At 35.5% G+C, this 2,059-nt stretch carries 2 protein-coding genes; both read right to left on the bottom strand.

Features of this window, described 5'->3' with window-relative positions:
* Nucleotides 1-1,167 precede the first annotated feature (1,167 nt).
* Nucleotides 1,168-1,506, bottom strand: a complete 339-nt coding sequence (locus GT575_RS14810; RefSeq protein ID WP_147344001.1) for a hypothetical protein — start codon at nucleotides 1,504-1,506, stop codon at nucleotides 1,168-1,170.
* Nucleotides 1,507-1,516: 10 nt separating this feature from the next.
* Nucleotides 1,517-2,059, bottom strand: a 543-nt coding sequence (locus GT575_RS14995; RefSeq protein ID WP_204987956.1) for a hypothetical protein, incomplete at its 5' end; no start/stop codon positions are given.

Below are 2,059 nucleotides of genomic sequence, written 5' to 3'. Positions count from 1 at the left end.
CAAGCTTGCCCAAGTCTACATATAAAAGCACGCCTCTATTCCCCATTATTTTCATCCCCCCTGTACTTGTCAAGTATAGATGTTGCTGGAACAAATGCAACACACGTACCAGCAACACCTGTAAATTCTTTATAGTTCCTAAATTCCAGCCTCTAAAGTTCCATAATCAAGCCATTGCCTGTGCAGAACCCAGCAGTAGCAACCTAGTTCCAAATACAGTACGAATAGGAACTAAAACCACAAGCCGTAATTCGCCCTGTTTTGCCTTTTCATGCCACAGTGGAAGTAGTTAGCACCAAAAGACGTAAAGACAAACGTAGGACAACGTGTGCATTCGTAAGGGCAGAACCAGCAAAAGCACCAGCTAAGACTGGCACAGGAATACCCCTAGAACTGCTGGAACTACTAAGTTTTCTACCGTTTATCTCATGAAGGGAGAAAGTTATCGTGGACGAAACTTAAAAACTTATTCGATAGAAATCAATGATCCTGTTGAATAAGGGACAATAAGCAATTAGATAAGTTGGTGCATTGGCTATTTCTAATGAGCTTAAATTGGTCAATTCTGTTGGACTCTGAGTGGTTAATTCCCCCAGGCTCTAACATCGGCACTTTCCTTATATGCAGGATTTTGAACGGACACACTGTCACCAGATGTTCAAAAGAAAGTAACTTGATATGGGATTTTTTAAAAAAATAAGAGATTTTTCAAAAGTAATTGTGGAGAATTGAGGGCATAGAAAAAGCCAGTAGATTTTTACGTTTCTCTGCTGGCTCAATAAATTTAATATGCAATTACATATCGTGAATATTTATCCTATTATTTATAATATATTTGCATCACCAGAAGGAATATCCACATAAAAATTACCGCCTTTTGACCATTTTTATATCTGCTTTACCGTTTTTAGGACTCCTTTTTTAACTAATTCTACTCATAAAACAATGCATTTGTTCAATCTGTTACATTTCATCTGAAATTCTTGTTCATTTATCTGAATGGATTATGTTTCATATCTACAGTTGCCTTCCGTATGACGATGCAATGTTGTTTTGTATTTCTTCTAGAGCTGGTAAATTTGAAACGACAAGAAAAAACGGAGACACCCTAACATATCTTTAGGTTGTCTCCGTTTTTAGTTTGAAATAACTTTCTAAATAATATTTTTACCAATAAAGCAACTCACTTATTTCATCTGATTTTCTTAATATATTTTTCCACTTTTCAGATGTTTTTACAGTTTCAACATTAAGCATATCAGGAATACGTTCTAGTTCCAAATAAGCATTCCTTAACTCTATACTTTTCTCTAATATATCATTATCAATCATACCTTCATCTAAAAAAAGATTTAGTGTATCTTCGTGCAAGAAACTAATTATATCTATTGAAAATTCTTCAAATAGATTATGTTTAATTGTATCATCATCTTCTAGAAGCAGATAACTTCCACATTCCTCAATTGTACTTTTAAAATTCTCATATCTTTTTTCTAACGAAATCATTTTGTCACCCCTAATCATAAATTACAGTTGCTTTATCACCCTTCAGTGGAATATAAGTCTCTGGATTTACTACTTTAATTTTTCCAGTAGCTCCAGATGATATTCCATAATATGAACCTCCATGCTTACCTCCGCCTGGATGATAAAAAATAGAAATATCACCGTTCATTAATTTCCATCCACCACCATTACTTCCGTATACACCTCTAGTCCAGTCGTTCCCTAGTATAGTTTGCAACTCATCTACAGTATACCCCTTTAGTCTAGTCGGGTCACTGAAAATGTCATCAACAGAATTGATATTCCAACGAACATTGTCTGCACCATATTTTCCCTTTAAATATTCATTCCACTCTGCTCCACTTCTAGGTATTTCGTTATTGAAATTTGTCTTACTTCCACCCTCACAAATAATACTTCTTTCAGACTCCACCCGTCCTTTGCTAGTAGACATACCCCTATTCTTTCCATCTGCTTTTGACGATGACTTTCCACCCTCAAAAACTGACCGCAAAACAAATGATGTTATTGCACACTCTGCCCAGGTCTTGGC

Source organism: Coprococcus sp. BIOML-A2 (assembly GCF_009875795.1).
In the GTDB taxonomy this organism is placed as follows: Bacteria; Bacillota; Clostridia; order Lachnospirales; family Lachnospiraceae; genus Coprococcus; species Coprococcus aceti.
The sequence above is the reverse complement of the archived record's forward strand: the minus strand, read 5'-3'. Positions and strand labels throughout refer to the sequence as shown.